The 15105-nt window shown below is 69.5% G+C and carries 18 protein-coding genes; 1 reads left to right on the top strand and 17 read right to left on the bottom strand.

The annotated features are described in order from the left end of the window. Positions 1 to 14 precede the first annotated feature (14 nt). The 17 genes from ACFY3I_RS41715 to ACFY3I_RS41635 all read right to left on the bottom strand — a co-directional run bounded on the left by ACFY3I_RS41715 (position 15) and on the right by ACFY3I_RS41635 (position 13855). Complete coding sequence (locus tag ACFY3I_RS41715) at positions 15 to 419, bottom strand: WhiB family transcriptional regulator (protein WP_390866188.1); 405 nt, start codon at positions 417 to 419, stop codon at positions 15 to 17. Between the two features lie 90 nt (positions 420 to 509). Next, on the bottom strand, positions 510 to 989 hold the full coding sequence (locus tag ACFY3I_RS41710; RefSeq protein WP_390866187.1) for a Pycsar system effector family protein: 480 nt from the start codon (positions 987 to 989) through the stop codon (positions 510 to 512). Positions 990 to 1011: 22 nt separating this feature from the next. Continuing rightward, the gene (locus ACFY3I_RS41705; RefSeq protein ID WP_390866186.1) at positions 1012 to 1470 is read right to left on the bottom strand and encodes an RRQRL motif-containing zinc-binding protein; all 459 of its coding nucleotides are present in this window, start codon (positions 1468 to 1470) and stop codon (positions 1012 to 1014) included. A gap of 375 nt (positions 1471 to 1845) precedes the next feature. Further along, entirely contained in the window at positions 1846 to 4113 is a 2268-nt protein-coding gene (locus ACFY3I_RS41700; protein ID WP_390866185.1) for a hypothetical protein, read from the bottom strand. Continuing rightward, entirely contained in the window at positions 4113 to 5201 is a 1089-nt protein-coding gene (locus ACFY3I_RS41695; protein WP_390866184.1) for a hypothetical protein, read from the bottom strand. Before ACFY3I_RS41695 ends, ACFY3I_RS41700 begins: the two co-directional genes overlap by 1 nt. Positions 5202 to 5315: 114 nt before the next feature. Beyond that, a complete protein-coding gene (locus ACFY3I_RS41690) occupies positions 5316 to 6557 on the bottom strand; it encodes a hypothetical protein (RefSeq protein WP_390866183.1) in 1242 nt (413 codons plus the stop codon). Between the two features lie 2 nt (positions 6558 to 6559). Next, complete coding sequence (locus tag ACFY3I_RS41685) at positions 6560 to 6835, bottom strand: hypothetical protein (RefSeq protein WP_390866182.1); 276 nt, start codon at positions 6833 to 6835, stop codon at positions 6560 to 6562. A gap of 4 nt (positions 6836 to 6839) precedes the next feature. Next, a complete protein-coding gene (locus ACFY3I_RS41680) occupies positions 6840 to 7865 on the bottom strand; it encodes an NlpC/P60 family protein (RefSeq protein ID WP_390866181.1) in 1026 nt (341 codons plus the stop codon). A 122-nt stretch (positions 7866 to 7987) separates the two neighbouring features. Next, complete coding sequence (locus ACFY3I_RS41675; RefSeq protein WP_390866180.1) at positions 7988 to 9646, bottom strand: FtsK/SpoIIIE domain-containing protein; 1659 nt, start codon at positions 9644 to 9646, stop codon at positions 7988 to 7990. Positions 9647 to 9842: 196 nt separating this feature from the next. Continuing rightward, on the bottom strand, positions 9843 to 10991 hold the full coding sequence (locus tag ACFY3I_RS41670) for a hypothetical protein (RefSeq protein ID WP_390866179.1): 1149 nt from the start codon (positions 10989 to 10991) through the stop codon (positions 9843 to 9845). A gap of 46 nt (positions 10992 to 11037) precedes the next feature. Continuing rightward, positions 11038 to 11259 carry a hypothetical protein gene (locus ACFY3I_RS41665; RefSeq protein WP_390866178.1) on the bottom strand — a complete coding sequence of 74 codons (222 nt, stop codon included), beginning with the start codon at positions 11257 to 11259 and terminating at the stop codon, positions 11038 to 11040. A 163-nt stretch (positions 11260 to 11422) separates the two neighbouring features. After that, the gene (locus ACFY3I_RS41660) at positions 11423 to 11599 is read right to left on the bottom strand and encodes a hypothetical protein (RefSeq protein WP_390866177.1); all 177 of its coding nucleotides are present in this window, start codon (positions 11597 to 11599) and stop codon (positions 11423 to 11425) included. 1 nt (position 11600) lies between these two features. Next, positions 11601 to 11732, bottom strand: a complete 132-nt coding sequence (locus ACFY3I_RS41655; RefSeq protein WP_390866176.1) for a hypothetical protein — start codon at positions 11730 to 11732, stop codon at positions 11601 to 11603. Further along, entirely contained in the window at positions 11732 to 12010 is a 279-nt protein-coding gene (locus tag ACFY3I_RS41650) for a hypothetical protein (protein ID WP_390866175.1), read from the bottom strand. Before ACFY3I_RS41650 ends, ACFY3I_RS41655 begins: the two co-directional genes overlap by 1 nt. 157 nt (positions 12011 to 12167) lie before the next feature. After that, positions 12168 to 12560, bottom strand: a complete 393-nt coding sequence (locus tag ACFY3I_RS41645) for a hypothetical protein (RefSeq protein ID WP_390866174.1) — start codon at positions 12558 to 12560, stop codon at positions 12168 to 12170. A 186-nt stretch (positions 12561 to 12746) separates the two neighbouring features. Next, positions 12747 to 12911: a hypothetical protein gene (locus ACFY3I_RS41640; RefSeq protein WP_390866173.1), complete on the bottom strand. Its 165-nt coding sequence runs from the start codon at positions 12909 to 12911 to the stop codon at positions 12747 to 12749. Positions 12912 to 13015: 104 nt separating this feature from the next. After that, positions 13016 to 13855, bottom strand: coding sequence for a hypothetical protein (locus ACFY3I_RS41635; protein ID WP_390866172.1), 840 nt, complete (start codon positions 13853 to 13855; stop codon positions 13016 to 13018). A gap of 419 nt (positions 13856 to 14274) precedes the next feature. Between ACFY3I_RS41635 and ACFY3I_RS41630 the strand changes: the two genes are divergently transcribed. Continuing rightward, on the top strand, positions 14275 to 15033 hold the full coding sequence (locus tag ACFY3I_RS41630) for a GntR family transcriptional regulator (RefSeq protein ID WP_390866171.1): 759 nt from the start codon (positions 14275 to 14277) through the stop codon (positions 15031 to 15033). Positions 15034 to 15105 lie beyond the last annotated feature (72 nt).

Below are 15105 nucleotides of genomic sequence, written 5' to 3'. Positions count from 1 at the left end.
GCGGGCGGCGGTCCTCATGCGGCACGGCCCCGCACGGCGGTCCGGTCCCGGGCGGCCTCCCGGTCGGCGAGGACGTCGACCCAGTCAGGACCCAGTCGAGCCGCCAGCCGGGACCGGAGCTGGGTGCGCTGCCGGGGCGTGGTGCCCGCGATGATCCCCACCGTGGTGGTGCCCATGTTGACCAGTGCCCACAACAGGCAGTCGGCGGCCAGCGGGCAGCGCGCACACGCGCTGCGGGCCTGCGCCAGCTCCGGCACTTTGCGGGCGTAGTCGCCCCGCTCGAAGTCGAACAGCGTCGGGCTGACCTGGCAGCGGGTGAGGGTCGGGCTCTGGGGCCGGGGGAAACGCGGGTCCTCCGTGCCATGGCGCGGAAGGGTGTGCTGGCCGGTCCGGGCGTGCGTGGGTAAGGCGGGGGCCATACTGGGATCTCCCTGTCTCGTCTCATACGGGATGGGTGGACCCGGGGCAGGCGACGGTTTGGACGCCTGAGCGCCTGCCCTGGGGCGGATCTACAGGGCAGCGCTGGCGGCGGCGAACGCGAGCAGGAACAGCGCGCCAAGGATCAGGTCGACCGCGCGCGACAGCAGGACGAACTTGCGCACCGCGATGGCGGACAGGACACGGATGCGAGCGGCGCGGGTGTCGCCGGTCATGCTCGCAAGGATCTCCGCGTCGTCCGGCAGACCTGCCCAGTAGGGGAATGAGGCCCGGTCACGACCGGACAGGCGGGGCCGGACGACCAAGAGCAGCAGGACGGCGGCCAGAGCCAGGGCAAGGACAGCGGCCACGCCGAATGCTGTGGTGAGTACCGGCAGGTGGTCGCCGATGGTGGAGCCGAGTCCGGCGAGGACGGCGCCGACGAACGCCAGCAGTAAGGACGCCTTGCTGTCGGTGCGGGTGATCTTCGCGTCGGTGTCGCGTACCGCGTCGTCCAACGCCTGGTCCAGGGTGTACGACGTCAGGGATCCGGTGTCGGGCAGAGTCGTCACAGGCGGGGTGTCCTCTCGGGGGTCAGGCGGCGAGCCGGTGGCCGGCCGCGGGCAGGGTGTAGCTGGACGGGTCGGCGTGTGTGCCGTCGTAGCACTCCAGGCAAGTGCCGAGTGTCCGGAGCGGGAGGCAGTGGTAATAACGCCGACCACAGGGCCCGGGGCAGGTCTGCCGGGCAGCCATCGCCTTGTCGAGCGCGCCCTCCTGCGCGAGCGTCGGGGTGCGCTTGGGCACGGCCTGGTCGACGCTGAACAGCCAGGCCCGGGTGGGGTGGTTGCACGCCCATTGCGGCCGGTAGGAGCACCATTTGCAGCGTAGGACGGCGACTGGGTCGTGTCCGCCGGGGCTGAGGTGGAGGTCGCGCAGCTGGCGGCGGGTGACGAGCCCGGCCGGGACGGCGGTGCGGTCGTATTCGGGTAGCCGGGCCGCGTCGCGCGCCATCCGGACCACTTCGCGACGGCGCCGCTTCTTGGGGCGCGGCATCACCGGATCCAGGCGCCGGGCAGCCGGGCCGGGTGGTGAGGGTAGCGGGGGCCGGGGCGCTGCGGGCGGGGCCGGCCGATCCGGCGGCGCGGGCGGGGAATGAGCACGGGCGGGTCCTCCTGGCGGTCGGTGACGTGCCGCGCCCCCGTCGGCCGTGGCGGCTGGCCGGGGGGCGCGGGATGGTGCCGGGTCAGGTCGTGCGCGGTCGGCGTGGGTCGATGAGGTTGTCTTTGTCATCGAGGTCGGACGGCCTGTTGGGGTGTCGCCCGTCAGTGCGGGCGACACCCCAACGGAGCGTCCGAGCAGTTGAGGAACGTGCTGAGGGCCCGCAACCCCCTCAGGGGGTGCGGGCCCTCAGTGTCGGAGCGGCTGCGGTCAGAGATCGGACGGGAGCTGACTGCCGGTGTCCGCGTCGTACGCCACTCCGGTCGGAGACAGGCGGACCGTGCGGAGTGTGGCTCGGGTGCCTTCCTTCCAGGTCTTGCCCCCGACCTGTATCTGCACTGTCACGTCCGCGAGCGGATCGGAGATCGGGATCTTGATCTCGGGATCCTTGGGGTACCACCCGTCCCGCTTCGTACTGCTGGCGGTCTTCCCTGACGAGTCGATCCGCAGGAAGCGCGCGTTGCGGTCGAAGTAGGTGCGTAGTTCCACCACGACGGTCTGCCGGTCGGTGCTCCACTGAGCCACAACGTCGGCGTCCACTCCGTCGACCCGGAGCGCGGCCCCGGAGCGCCCCTTGTAGTCGGCGGCTTTCGTCTCCCGCTCCTGGCGGTGGTCCTGGTCAGCTGTGTACTGCCAGACACCGGCTCCGGCGATGCCGAGTGCGGCTACGGCGGCGACGGTCGGCCAGGTACGGCGCCGGGACCTCGACGCAGGAACGTCGGACGGCGGTTCCGGTGCGGACGTCGAGGTGGGTGGTTGGGGTCCGTGGTGCCACTCCGGTTCCGGGCCTTCGCCGGTCTCAGCCTGCTCGAACCAGTCAGCTTTGCCCATGCGGGCGACGGTAGCGCGTAGTTGCATCGCCTGTCCGGGGTCACCGCGCAGATCCGCCACCTGCGCCCTGAGCTCCAGCCAGGAAAGCGCCTGGGGGGAGTTGAGGCCGTGGGCGTTGATGTCCTCGCGCTCAAGAAGAGCGGCTAGCTGAGCGGCCTCATCGAACCGCCCTTCCAGCGCGGCCTGGAGGACGCTCTCATGCCGGGCAAGGTCGAAGCGCTCCGCACCGATGACGTTGGGAGGCATCTCCCAGTCCCAGTCATCGGCCCCCGCGGTGCCGGTGGGGTCCAGCTCAGCGGGCTCGGGCGCCGGGGAATCGTAGACCAGCAAGTCGTCAAGGTCGACATGCTCTTGGGCGTCTTCCAGGTACTCCGGGACGTCGTCCTGGTCGTCGTCGTAGTCACCGTCCAGGACAGCATCCGGCTGGTGCGTCACCTGCTGCTCGATGACGGGTGCGAGGTCGTACGCGGCGACGGCCTGCTGCGCCATGCGTCGCCGTGACGACGTGTCGGTCAGCCGTGCCTCATCCTCGGTCAGGACGGTCTGGATGACGTCGACGTAGTCGGGGCCGACTTTCCACACTGCCTGACCAGGTCCGAGGGTCGGGATGACGTCGATCATGTGCTGAGGCAGTCCGAGCAGAGCGCCGACCCGGGCAGCCTCTTCCGGTCCGAGCCGCCCGACGTGGGCGATCTCGCACAGGCGCGCCAGGTCCTGCGCCTTGCCCTCTCCGAGGTCGGACAGGGTGTGCATCACGACGTCCAGGCTCAGCGCGGCCTTCCGGCTGTTCTTCAGCTGTCGCTGGATGAGTTCGGAGGTGGCCGGGGACAGGAGGATCTGCCAGGCCTCCTCGAGGACCAGGTGCCGGTGCACGGCGGTCGACTGGGGCAGCCACACGTGCTCTGCCCAGCAGGACACGGCGGCCATCAGGGACGGGATGGCAGGCGACTGCCGGTCCAGGCCGGTGAAGTCGAAGCTGATGATAGGTAGGTCCGTCTCCGGCAGGCTGGCGCCCTCGCCGTCGAAGATGCCGCGCAGCGACCCTTCGGTGTAGCGGGACAGGGCGATTGCGGCGCCCTCGCCCCACTCGGCGAGCTTGGCAGCCGGCCAGCGGCCGGCCTCGGGGCTCACCAGGGCGTCAACCAGTCCGACGAGGGCGGTCGACTTGGGGTGGTTGAGTGCGTGCTGGAGAGCGTGGGTGGCCTGGTGGCTGAGGGCCCCGGGTTCCACTGCGAGGATGAGTGAGCGGACCAGCTGCTCGCGCACCTGCGGGGGGAACAGCTCGGACACGGGGTTGAGGGTGAAGTCGTGGGCGCGGATGACGCGGCCCCCCAGAGCCCGCACCACGGGCGCCCATTCGCCGGTTGCGCCGTCCTCGCCGAAGGAGTCGATGACGACGGCCTGGTGGCCGTAGTCCCGGATCTCCCGGCTCACGCGGGTCTTGGCCGTGGTCGACTTTCCGGATCCCAGTCCCCCGAGGGCGAGGGAGTTGGTGGCGGGGAGGATGGCGGAGTTGACCAGCACGGGGGAGAGGTGGAAGGCGCGCCCGTCCAGCAGGGAGCGGCCGATCGGGATTCCGGGGAAGCGGTCGGCACTGGCGATGAGGGGTGCGGTGATCGCGGCGTGGGTGGAGGGCAGGCGGATCATCAGAGGATGGCCCCTTTCCTGGTGGAGGCCCCGTGCGGGGTGGTCATCACGTGGGCGCGGTGCTGCTGTCCGGGCAGCCAGTCGAGCCGGATGCGATGCCGGTCGGCCGCGAGGGAGGCCTGCCAGCGGGCATCGGTGACGGCGCCGGGGGTGTCGCCCCAGACGGTCATGTAGGCATCCAGGTCGACGAGGGTCGCGCCCTGCACCAGTGCGCCGTGGGCGGTCTCGCTGGCGATCTCGCGGGCAGTTGCCTTGATCTTGTCGGTGCTGAAGGCCTCGCCCGCGGCTGCCTGCCAGCGGGCCGCACGGTGGGACTGGGCGACGGGGAGCGGCCGGTACAGGACTGCGAACGAACGGTCGCCGCGCTGTTCGCGTCCGTCACCGAGCAGGACCCGCAGCATCAGGTCTCCGCTGGCGGTGTCGGGCCATTCGGTGATCCGGGCAGTGGCCGCGTACTCGCCGGTGTCCAGGCCGACCCATCCGGGGCCGCGCTCGACAACTGCGGGCGCCGGCATCGGCTCGGCAGGGGCAAGGGCAAGGGCACCGAGAGTGGCGAGTTCGCCCGCGACAGTCTCCAGGATCCGGTCTCCCGGTCCCACGGCCTTGGGGACGTGGACCGAGACGGTCTGTGTGTGGGTGGTGGCGTCGGTGACGGCGGCGTGGTGGGTGACGTGCACCTGGATCCCGCCGGACCGGGCCTGCCCGCTGGCGAACTGGAGAGCGCGGGCCACCGCGTCATGAAACGCGACCCGGCGCGCAGGGTCCTGCATGGTGCCGTGGCTGGGGTACAGGGTCCATGTCGCGGTCGTCCCGGCCTGCTCGGTCATGGCGGCGGGTGCGGTGCGCTCGCGCAGGTGCCGGTAGCCGACTGCCGCCCACCGGCCGATCGAGCGGGGGCCCGGCGCCATGTTCAGTACGGCCGCCGCCGCACCGATCAGACCGAACGTCCAGATGGGCGGCGGGGAGATCATCGCGGACGCGAGCACGGCACTGCCGACTCCCACGTTCGCCTTGGTGAGCGCGGATTCAACGGGGCTGAGTCCGCGCTGGAGAGCGGGAATGCGGTAGCCGGGATCCAGGGAGTACACGGACTTGCCTCCAGTGAATTGGGCGGTGCGTGACGGTCGGCGTGATGCGCCTGGCCCCGGTCTGCTCATCCCGGACAGTGCGGGTGAGCAGACCGGGGCCAGGAAGGGGTCCGGTTATGGGGCAGGCGGGGTGGGCGCCGGGCCCGGCGCGGGGGGCACCGGGGGAGCCGCGGGCGGGGCTGCGGGTCGGGCGGGCTGTTGGCCGGTGCCCTGGGACTCGCGGCGTGCCTGCGCGATGCGCCTGCGCCGCTCGATGCTCTCGGTCGTGTCGCGGCGGGCCTGGTCGACCGCTGACGCGGTGGTCAGGCGTCCGGACCGGTCCGGCTGCTGGATGCCGTACGCGGCGAGCAGGACGCCCCGGTCCTGGTGCATGGCCCGGCCGGGAGTCGGCACGGTCCGGATGCGGCGCGGGCCGTTCTCCTGCTCGTAGACGTCCGGTACGCCGACGCGGACTACACCGCGGGCGATCGGGTTGTCCGTGTGCCGTTCGACCAGGGTCCGGGCGGCGCGGGCCACCCGGGGGCCGAAGTACGGAACGCCGTGGAAGATCATGCGCAGCATGAGTGCGTCCGCGGCGACCAGCAGGACGGCGTCCATCACGAGGGAGCCCTGCACGAGTTCCACGAAGGGGCTGACGATCAGCAGGGCGAACGGGGCGCCCATCAGTCCCAGCAGTCGCTGCGCCCATGCCCAGACGGCGGATGAGTCACCCCCGCGCGCCAGCGACGCCAGCACCAGGGGCGCCATGCACACGAACACCACGATCCCGAGCTGGCGGACCATGAACACCAGCGCAGCGAACGCGAGGGCGACCACCAGGGCGGAGAGGATCAGCAGCTTCGCCAGGGGGTTCGCTGAGTCCGCGCCGTGCGCCATGTCGCCGCGGATCACGCTGAACAGCGTGCCCTCATTGCTGTCGAACGCGGCCGTGAACGCTGCGCTCATTGACCGGTTCAGGAGCGACACGGCGCCGGGGACCGCCGCCATGCCGGCCACGGCCGCCAGCGTCCATCCGGTCGACGCTCCCATCTGCCGCATGCGGGGTGCGCCCTGCCAGGCGGTCAGCCCGCACACGACGACCACACACACGAAGATGGTGACGGCCAGGTGCTGTCCGAGCCACATGAACGGCCCGTACACAGCACTGTCAGCCGTCTGCGGCGCCCATGCGTGCTCTGGGACAAGCAGTCTCTTGAGCGTCGCAATCAGGCTGTTCGCGAGTTCCTTGACGTGGTCGGAGGCGCCGCCGGTGAGGCCGGAGCTGCTGCCGGGCGAGCTACTGCCGGAGCTGTCGCCCCGGCAGTAGTCGTATCCCGGCGTGCCCTTGAGGAGTGCGCACGGGTCCTTGTCTGCCATGGTCAGCCCTTGGCCTGGGTGACGGTGGAGAACAGGGTGTCGCCGTAGAGGGCGAGGACGACGGCGACGAACAGCGTGCCGATCGCCATCGACCCCTTGCGCAGTGCGGTCTTGGGATCGCCGGACAGCTGGAGCATCATCCGGACCGCGATCACGGCGATCACAGCGGCGATGCCCTTGGTGACCAGACCGCCGCCGGTCAGGCCGATCGTGTCGAAAAAGTCCTTGAAGCCGCCGGACATGTCGACGGGCTTGGCGAGGATCTCGAACTTCTGCATTTGGTCAGATCTCCTTGTGACTCTGAGGAACGGGGCGGGCGACCGCGAAAAGGTCGGTCATGACGTCCATGTGGTCGATGCGGACTTTCGTCCCGGGGCGGGGAGCATCGATCATCCAGCCGCCGCCGATGTAAATTCCGACGTGGTGAATGCTTGATGCGCTCGTTCCGTAGAACACGAGATCACCGGGCCGTACCTCGCCCGGTTTTACGGGCTCGGATGCGGCGTATTGCTGTGCTGCTGTGCGGGGCAGGTAGATGCCTGCTTTGGCGTAGGCGTACAGCGTCAGCCCGGAGCAGTCGAAACCCGTGATGGGTTCCCCGGAGTGACCGTTGGGAGAGCAGCAGATTCCTTTGCTCGGTCCGCTGGCGCTTCCGCCACCCCATGAGTACAGGGTGCCGATTTCCTCGCTGGCCGCGCGAATGACTCGGGCGGCTTGAGTCGTCGTGGCGGTCTTGCCGCCGGACGGCTGCTTGGCGAGTGCCTGAATGGAGTGGACGTAGGTCTGTGTCTCTTTGTACGGAGGGACTCCTCCGTACTTCCGGACGGCGCCGGATCCTGCGTTGTAGGCGGCGAGCATGTTGGATTGATGATCGCCGGGAACGTCCTTCACGTCTTTGGCGATGTCGCACAGGTATCCGGCTGCCGATGGGATCGCGTCCTCGGGATCCCAGACGTCGCGTTTCCCGTCGCCGTTTCCATCGATCCCGTGCTTTTCCCAGGTGGACGGCATGAATTGAGCGATGCCCTCCGCGCCCACTTGCGACCGGGCTTTCGGATTGAATCCGGATTCCTGGGTGAGGAGTGCGGCGAGCAGATTGGGAGTGACTTCCTGGCAGTGTGTTCCCGCGTCCTGTACGAGGTGCTTGTACTGGCTGGGAACGGTCAGACTGAGCGCGGCGGACACGGGGTCGTCGCCAGCGGCCTGGATGAGTGCGCAGACGACGACGGCCGCGGTTGCTCCGACGCCGGCGGTGAGGGCTAACGAGGCGCGCAACGCCCTCTCTCTCCTTCCGGGGATATTGATCATTTTGGCTGTTCAGGACCGACACCCGTGACCGTCGCAGGACCGTCACCCGAGGGCGGCTGACCGTCACCCGGGCGGGCCGGGTGACGGTCGGCGGGCGGTGACCTGGCGGTATGGGGTGGCGGTCACGAGCCGGACAGAGCGGCGGCGGTGAGATCGGCCAGCCGATACCCGCGCACGCCTTTCGCGCCCCTGTCCGATGCAACTCCGAGTAGCTTGGTCAGTTGCTTGCCGCGCTCTGTGGCATCGGACTCATTGATCCCGAGGGCGGGGGCCAGTTCGGCTGTGGACATGAACTCCGCGCCCGCTCCCTGGATGATCCCAATGGCCTGCTTCAGGGGTGATTCGGGGATCGCCTTCTGTTGGCGCTCGTGCACGTCGTCAATGACTTCCCACATGAACTCATCCGGGAAATTGAATCCACGGATGAGGGTGGAAGAGCCGTGCGCGAAGAGCACGCCCTGGCCCTTGATGTCGGGGTCCAGGAGCGCCGGGCTGATCGGGGCGACCGTCTCAAAGTACGTGTCCCCGAGTGCGACCTTCGCCGTCCCTTCGGATGCCACGTACAGGCACATCCGGTACAGGAACTGATCCCGGACCATGACCGGAATTGCGTTCTGCGCCGGACGCTGGGTCAGCATCACGACGGAGATTCCGGACTCAAGACATTTGGCGACCAGCGAACGCGCCTTTTCGGCGATACGGGCAGCGTTTTCCTTGCCAGCGTTCGTGCCGTCGTTGGCGAAGAAGTCGGCCGCTTCGTCCACGATGAAGAAAACCGGCTTGAACTTGGGTTCAGGATTCCGGTTCCTTTTCGCATCCTGGATCCGCGCGTACCTGCGGTCCGCGCGGGAGTTCAGCTCGTCGGCCATGTCCTCGAACACGTCCGGGTTGTCGGACGCTTCGTAACGCACGGCAACTTTCTCGAACTGAGTGAGCCCGCAGAATTTCCCGTCCAACAGGTACAGGTCGAATTCACCGTAGGCGATCAGCAGGCATGTGATCAGACCGTTGATCAGGGTGGTCTTGCCTGTCTGGGTCATTCCGCCGACCAGGAGCGAAGCTTTGTCGAAGGTCTTTGCTCCGGCCAGTTGCCCGGTGACGTCGTGCCCGAACGGGACCCCGGGAAAGGCCTCGATCTGCTGCCGGGTCGGCGCCGCGAACGGGCTGGTGAAGGGCGGGTCATCAAGGACCAGGAGCCGCACCCGGCGCTCGTTGTCCCGGCTGCGCTCCATCTTCGTATGCAGCCGTGTCTTGCCGAACATGCCGGCCACGTTGCCGAGCCTGCGCTCAACGTCCTTGTAGGTGCGGCCCTCCGGGACCAGGAAGTCGTACAGGGTGCCGCGCGGCACCTGCTCGATGGTGACCTGGTCGCCCCGGATGATTTCTTCCCTGCCGATGGCTCCGGCGCGGGCGAGGGCGAGTGTCAGCTGCGGGTGCGGCACGGCGGCCTGCGCGGCGGCCAGCTCGGCAGCGGGATCACTGCTGATGACCGCCGTCGCGGGGGCTTCCTGCGGCATCGCAGCGGCTGCCGGCTTCTTGTCGCTGGCCGCGGGCGCGGCCAGGGCTCCCTGGATGACCCTGCGGACTCTCCAGGCCAGATAGCCGAGCAGGACTAGCACTCCGGCGACCAGCAGCACGGTCACCGGCCATGACAGGCCGAGTTTGCTCTTGACGGCTCCGAGGACTGCAAAGACCGTGACCAGACCGCCGATCGCTCCGGCGCTCTGCCCGTACAGGTCTTCACCTCCGCCAGCCCTGGCGTGCGTCTTTTTCCTCGACACACCCCCTCCTTCACCTTCGGTCTTTGTGGGTTGTCCGGTGCTCGCCGGGTCTGCTCCCTGGGTCTGCGAACGGAAAGATCGCTCACCAGGTCACTCGCCGGGTCTGCGCCGGCCGACTGCGTCTTCCGGCAGTCGCAGCAAGGGCCAGCCCGCACGGCGCAGGCTGGCCCTCACTGGTGGTGCCGGACGGTGCGGGTCAGGCAGCGTCCTCGGATTCGTCCTCTACGTCCTCGGAGGCCTCCCCGTCGTTCTCCTCGTGTGACAGCAGGGCGCCCCAGGCGCGGCGCACTCGCGCCTCGCTGCCGACGAATCCGCGCTCGCGGAACGTGTGGACGGCCTGCCGGTAGGACAGGGGCGGCTCGTCGCGGTAGCGCAGGCTGCGCAGCACGACGTTCAGTTGCTCGTCGGTCAGCTGCTCACCTGGCTGAGGCGTGGGCACACCCGCGACGGCCGCGAGTTCGGCGAGCGTGACGGCGTCACGCTCGCCGTGACGCTCCCCGTCCCGGTTCTCCGGGGCACCATCCTGACCTGCGTGACGGCCGCCCTCACCCGTGCCGGAGGCGTCACGGCCGCCGGTCAGGGCGGGGGTGTGGGGACCCAAGGCGTCACGGTCGGCCGTGACGGGCAAGGCGGGCGCGGTCAGCGTCCAGGTGTCCAGGTCCGGCAGTTCGATCTCCGCGACCGAAGCAGGCAGCGGCTGGTCGGTGACCATCTTCTGCGTGGCCACGGCCTGCCCGTGCAGCTGCTTGGTCATGTCCTCCTGGGTCTTCAGCCGGGCCAGGCGGTACTCGGTCTCCGCCTCGGCGACCCGGCGCTCCAGGTCGGTCGCCGCGTTCAGCAGCTCGATCCGGTGCGCGGCTTCCGCCTCCATCGTCTCCAGGCGGTCGGCGACCTGCTGTCGCTTGGTGGCGATGTGGTCCCGGGTGGTGGACGACGTCCGGCGTCCCAGGGACGGCAGGGTCAGCCACCATGCGCCCTTGGTCGCGAGGATCGCGACCGGGGTGAGGATCACCGCGAGGTCGAACCCGCCGTGCAGGATCAGGTCGGTGGTCGGGATCGCGGCGTTGATGGCCGTGAGCGCGAAACCCGCGTACTGGACGCGCCGGGTACGGCCCAGGTTGTTGCCCGCGAGGATCTCGGTTGCCTGGAAGACGACCCAGAGGGCGTCCAGGGCGCCGACGGTCGGCGCGGACCATGCGCCGAAGCGCGGATGCAGGATCTGAAAACTGACGTAGACGGAAAGGGCAGCCACCCCGAGGGTGACGGCACCGAGGATGCCGAGCACCACCCCGCGCGAGGATGGCCTCCAGCTCCAGCCCTTCGAGTCGGAATCGGTCGCGTTCACGGTGTCCTTTCTGGGGTCGTGCAAACAGGGCTCAGTCGGGAGCGGGTCAGTCGAACCGGAAGCCTTCGGGGATCTCTCCGGCCCGCAGCTCCGCCGCCATCTCGCGGTACTCCTGCGCGTGGTTCCGTGCGAACTCAGCGGCGCGGGCGGCGCACGCCTGCGTGTGCGGCGAGTTGGCCGGGTTGGTCGCGGCCTGGTCGCCGGAGGCAGCCGCTCGGTCCGAGCGCGCCGCGGCGATGTTCTCCAGGTAGTCGGCCTCAGCGTTCATACGGGCACGGGTGATCCGGGCCATGGGGGTCCTCCGGGGTGGTAGGGCGCACAGGCTGCGCGGCTCCCCTGGACCGCGCCCGGACCGGCCGCCACGGGGGCAGGGGCCGGGCCGGGCGGGTCAGGCAGTCGGCAGAGGTGGCGGTGCCGGACTGAGGAAACCGTCAGCGCCGGTCCTGGCGCTGACGGTTGAGGTAGGCGTCCTGCAACGCCGTGAACGACTCGAACAGCCGCTGCCCGGTGGGGCAGCGGCTGGTGTCGGTACACGTCGTGCAGGTGGCCCGGTGGGTGCGGTACGCGGTGTGCGCGGCCTGGTAGCGGGCGTACAGATCAGCGGGCACGTCAGTACCCGTTGGCCTTGCAGGCGTCGCAGACGCCGCCCGACCAGCCCTCGAACCACCCGCTGCACACCGAGCACTGGCCGGACGCGGCCAGGACCAGGCGTAACGCGGCTGCGGTGATCCGGCGGCGCATCAGGCGCCCGCCGTCCCGGCCGTGACCAGCGCGGCCCGCTGCTGCGGGCCGCCGCACGGACCGCAGAGCGTCCAACGCCCGCATACGCCGCAGGCGTCCTGCTCCGTGTCGTCCAGGGCGACGGCGGCGAGGCGGGCCTGCATCTCCGCCACGGTGCGCGGTGCGCGCCGGTGGGCGGGGATCCGGGCGTCCTGCTCGCGGACGACGGCCAGGAGGTGCTGACCGAGTCGCTGGTGGGCCTCGTCGGTCGTGATCGTGCGTGACATGCTGTCAGCCACAGGAACTCCCTTCGTGAGTGCCTGTAATGGCGGCCCCGGGCCTCTACCTCCGGGGCCGCCGCCTGCAGCTGGCCGGGCGGCCAGCCACGGCCCGTCTCCCGCTCCCACCCGCCGTGGGGCGGGAGACGGGAAGCGGAAGTCGGACCGTGGCGGATCGTCAGGCAGCCGGCGTGTACGACGCGGGGGTCCGGCCCTCGCGGATCAGGACCAGGTGGTCCGACGTCGTCCACGTGTCGCCGACCGCGTACGGCTCGGCATCGGCACGCATGATGTCCCGGACGATCACCGCGAACAGCGCCGTGCGCCGGAGCAGACTGCTGGCACGCTCGGGATCGCGGATGACCGCGAGGACCTCGTAGGTGCTGATGCTGGTCTGGTAGATCGCACCGACCGTGCGGGGCCCGATCTCGGAGTCGATCCGCGCGTCGCGCTGCGGGTGCGGGCGGGTGCCGGCCGGGGTCGGCCGGTCCGGGGTCCGCTCGTGCGGGACCGGGCGCCTCGGCAGCGCAGGGCGGGAGTCCAGGGCAGGGGTGGCTGTCATGCTGGGCATGTCGTGGGTTGTCCTCTCAGGAAGGGCGGCCTGCGACAGGACCCCCGGGGCGGCCACCCCGGGGGTCCATCGCGTGAGTGCGTCCTGCCACTCCGCCGGTGACCGGCGGGGTGCGTCCTGCGCACTCCGCTGCTGACCGACCCGCGGTGAGCGGGCCGGTCAGCAGCGGGCAGCGCAGGGCTGCGGTCAGGCACCGATCAGGCGGGCCTGCTCGGTCAGGGTGTGGATGCGGTCGGCGATCTGAGCGCGCTCCCTGCGAGACACGCCCTCCTGGACCAGCCGTGCGCGAGCCGCGGCCAGCTGGTCACGAACTCGCTGGTGCGGTGTGCGGGGGTCAGTCGGGACTGCCATGTCGGCCTCCGTGGTCGGGAAGTGAGGTGCGTCCTGCGCACTCCGCCGTCGACCGGCCCGCGGTAAAGCGGGCCGGTCGACGGCGGGCAGTGCAGGGCTGCGGTTCAGGCGGCTGACGTGGTGCTCGTTCGCGCGTACTGCCTGCCCAGCTCGTGCTGACGGCGGTCATACGCCTCGGTGTCCCTGGGGATCAGCGGTACGGCGGGGGATTCCGTCGGAGCGTCGCCAGCGGGCAGCTGCGCGCGCCGGGTGTCAGCGTCGGTGACCTTGGGGAGTACGGCGCTCCACTGCGTGGCCCGCGTGGGAGCGGCAGCCGCGTAGTGGCGGTCCAACCGGCGCCGCTCCTGCGCGAAGAACTCGCGGATGGCGCGACGTCGGGGCTCCTGACGGAGCAGGCGGAGGAACGTGACGGCGAGGCGTTCGCCGTCACGGCAGGGCAGCGGCAGCCCGTCGCGGCCGGTGATCTCGGCCTTGCAGGCCCGGCACTGCTCCTGGTGCCGGCGGAACGCACGGCGGATCGTGTCGGCGCTGAGCGGGGTGGGCGTGAGCTGGCTCGCGGCCGGGGTCGGAGTCGCCTTGGGCTTGGGCAGCACCTTGGTCGCGCGGCGGGACGCGGTGGTCGGGCGGGCCTCGATCAGCACCGTGTGCCAGTCCTCGACGGTGATGTCGATGGTGACGCGGCGGTCCGTGCCGGCCATGCAGCGACGGGGGTTCGGAGTGCCAGCGGGGTCGGTGTGGTGGGGCACCAATTTCGGGCTGCTGTTCATGCCGGTGATCGGGCACCAGGTGCGGCACTCGGGGCAGACCATGTGCTCCCGGCCGGGAGCGAGGTCAATCTCGGTGGCCGGGATGGTGGAAAGGACGATCGCAGGGCGGGGATTGACCTTCGTGGTACGGGTCTTGCGGCACCGCTTGCGAGCCGTCGGGGTGGCGGTCGTGGTCACGATGACTCCTCAGATCGGAGGGGCGGGGCGCGTCGCGATGCCTTCTCCGCCCGTCAGGCCGCACAGGCCGTAGCCCAACGTCCTGATGGACGGACAGCACATCAGCGCTGCAACGTGCGCCACAGGAAGCCATGACCCGGGGGATTTGGTGGAGCTATCACCCCGGCCCTCCCCAACTACAAGGTGAAGGGGCCGCCTGCGGTTCTGCAGTGAGGAGCCAGGTTTCGACTCTCTCACCAACCTCGCTAACGAGGTTGTGGGCCCCAGTAGAGCCCATCCTCGCTATTGATGTCAACGACATCGTTACCGAGGTTACGATTTTCCGGTATCCTGTCCCGGTCACCCCAACCCGCCAGGGCGCCCCGTTGGACACCTCGGTAGCAATCACTCATAGGATCGTTACCGAGGTAGGGAGACAGATGGCAGCGGACCAGACCAGCGCACAGCCCACCAAAGCTCAGCAGATCGCTGACGACCTGAAGGCGGCGATCGAGCAGGGTGACTACGGGGCTGGCGATCGCTTGCCGGGAGAGAAGGCGCTGGCTGAGCAGCACGAGGTTGCCGGTCTCACCGCTCGCGCGGCGCTGAAGATCTTGCATACGGAAGGCCTCATCGAAATGAGGAAGGGAGCCAGTCCTCGCGTCATGTCGTTCGAGCTCATCCGACGCCATGGCATCAAGCGACTGGCTCGTGACCAGTGGGGAAACGGAAGGACGATCTGGTCCGCAGACGAACGGCTCCCAGACATTGACCAGATCGCTGTCTCGGAAAACGTCACCCCTCCGCCTCACATCAGGGACGTGCTTGATCTGACTCCCAGCGAGACGGTTTGTGTACGGAGCCGGCGGTACCTGGTAGACGGACGCCCCGTCATGGTTGCTGAGTCGTACTTGCCCCAGGCGTTGGTGGAAGGATCTCCCATCACCCAAGCGGACACCGGCCCTGGCGGGATCTACGCTCGCCTGACGGATCTTGGCCACGCGCCAGCGCGCTACCGAGAAGAAGTTCGCGTACGCATTCCCACCGTCAGCGAAGCTGCACGCCTCGCTATCCCCAGTGAAAGGTCGGTCATCAAGCTGGCCCGCACGGCCTTCGACTCCGAAGGGCGAGCCGTGGAGATCAATGAGATGACCATGGATTCCGCCGCGTACGTGCTGGACTACGAATTCGATGCCTGAGCGCTGGAACTCCGGCATAGAGACCTCCGCCTGATAGCTCGTTCTGTGGGAGCCATCACACCGGCAAGATCC

This window comes from Streptomyces sp. NPDC001068 (assembly GCF_042897315.1).
GTDB lineage: Bacteria > Actinomycetota > Actinomycetes > Streptomycetales > Streptomycetaceae > Streptomyces.
Note: the sequence above shows the minus strand (reverse complement) of the source record. Positions and strands in the feature narration are given on the sequence as shown.

Bases quoted from the DNA above. Each gene is read 5' to 3' on its own strand.
- ACFY3I_RS41685 (WP_390866182.1), bottom strand. From the start codon at position 6,835: ATGCAGAAGTTCGAGATCCTCGCCAAGCCCGTCGACATGTCCGGCGGC.
- ACFY3I_RS41665 (WP_390866178.1), bottom strand. From the start codon at position 11,259: ATGAACGCTGAGGCCGACTACCTGGAGAACATCGCCGCGGCGCGCTCG.
- ACFY3I_RS41640 (WP_390866173.1), bottom strand. From the start codon at position 12,911: ATGGCAGTCCCGACTGACCCCCGCACACCGCACCAGCGAGTTCGTGAC.
- ACFY3I_RS41655 (WP_390866176.1), bottom strand. From the start codon at position 11,732: ATGCGCCGCCGGATCACCGCAGCCGCGTTACGCCTGGTCCTGGCCGCG.
- ACFY3I_RS41645 (WP_390866174.1), bottom strand. From the start codon at position 12,560: ATGCCCAGCATGACAGCCACCCCTGCCCTGGACTCCCGCCCTGCGCTG.
- ACFY3I_RS41715 (WP_390866188.1), bottom strand. From the start codon at position 419: ATGGCCCCCGCCTTACCCACGCACGCCCGGACCGGCCAGCACACCCTT.
- ACFY3I_RS41700 (WP_390866185.1), bottom strand. From the start codon at position 4,113: ATGATCCGCCTGCCCTCCACCCACGCCGCGATCACCGCACCCCTCATC.
- ACFY3I_RS41690 (WP_390866183.1), bottom strand. From the start codon at position 6,557: ATGGCAGACAAGGACCCGTGCGCACTCCTCAAGGGCACGCCGGGATAC.
- ACFY3I_RS41630 (WP_390866171.1), top strand. From the start codon at position 14,275: ATGGCAGCGGACCAGACCAGCGCACAGCCCACCAAAGCTCAGCAGATC.
- ACFY3I_RS41680 (WP_390866181.1), bottom strand. From the start codon at position 7,865: ATGATCAATATCCCCGGAAGGAGAGAGAGGGCGTTGCGCGCCTCGTTA.
- ACFY3I_RS41705 (WP_390866186.1), bottom strand. From the start codon at position 1,470: ATGCCGCGCCCCAAGAAGCGGCGCCGTCGCGAAGTGGTCCGGATGGCG.